Origin of the sequence: Ruegeria sp. HKCCA6707 (assembly GCF_013033515.1) — a bacterium.
Lineage (GTDB): Bacteria > Pseudomonadota > Alphaproteobacteria > Rhodobacterales > Rhodobacteraceae > Ruegeria.
In genome coordinates this window covers 1-1,176 of record NZ_WQEG01000029.1, presented here as the reverse complement: position 1 = coordinate 1,176, position 1,176 = coordinate 1, and the positions used below count along the sequence as shown (strand labels likewise).

The following is a 1,176-nucleotide window of genomic DNA, read 5'->3' as shown; positions in this document are numbered from 1 at the left end:
ATGGCAAAGGAAAAGTTTGAGCGTACAAAACCGCACGTCAACATTGGCACGATTGGCCACGTTGACCACGGCAAGACGACGCTGACCGCAGCGATCACCAAGTATTTTGGTGACTTCAAAGCGTATGACCAAATCGACGGTGCGCCGGAAGAGAAAGCGCGCGGGATCACCATCTCGACCGCCCACGTGGAATACGAGACCGACAACCGCCACTATGCGCATGTCGACTGCCCCGGCCACGCCGACTACGTCAAGAACATGATCACCGGTGCGGCGCAAATGGACGGCGCGATCCTGGTTGTGAACGCCGCCGACGGCCCGATGCCGCAAACCCGCGAGCACATCCTGCTGGGCCGCCAGGTTGGCATCCCGAAGATGGTCGTGTTCATGAACAAAGTGGACCAGGTAGACGACGAAGAGCTGCTGGAGCTGGTGGAAATGGAAATCCGCGAGCTGCTGTCGAGCTATGAGTACCCCGGTGACGATATTCCGATCATCGCAGGGTCGGCTCTGGCCGCGATGGAAGGCAACAACCCGGAAATCGGCGAAGAGAAAATCAAGGAACTGATGGCGGCTGTTGACGAATATATCGACACGCCTGAGCGTGCTGTGGATCAGCCGTTCCTGATGCCGATCGAAGACGTGTTCTCGATCTCGGGCCGTGGTACTGTTGTGACCGGTCGTGTTGAGCGTGGCGTTATCAATGTGGGCGACGAGATCGAAATCGTCGGCATCCGCGACACCAGCAAAACCACCTGCACCGGTGTTGAGATGTTCCGCAAGCTGCTGGACCGTGGTGAAGCGGGCGACAACATCGGCGCCCTGCTGCGCGGCATCGACCGTGACGGCGTTGAGCGTGGTCAGGTTCTGTGTAAGCCGGGTTCGGTTACACCGCACACCAAGTTCGAAGCCGAAGCCTATATCCTGACCAAGGAAGAAGGCGGCCGTCACACCCCGTTCTTCGCGAACTACCGTCCGCAGTTCTACTTCCGGACCACGGACGTGACCGGCACCGTGACCCTGGCGGAAGGCACCGAGATGGTCATGCCTGGCGACAACGTGTCGTTCGGCGTTGAGCTGATCGCGCCCATCGCAATGGAAAACGGCCTCCGCTTCGCCATCCGCGAAGGCGGCCGCACCGTCGGCGCCGGCGTCGTGTCGAAAATCATCGAGTAA

Annotated in this window: 1 protein-coding gene; it reads left to right on the top strand. The window is 59.7% G+C overall.

The annotated features are described in order from the left end of the window. Positions 1-1,176 (top strand): elongation factor Tu (gene tuf / locus GOW40_RS22015; protein ID WP_171102845.1); only part of this gene is annotated, 1,176 nt, incomplete at its 5' end.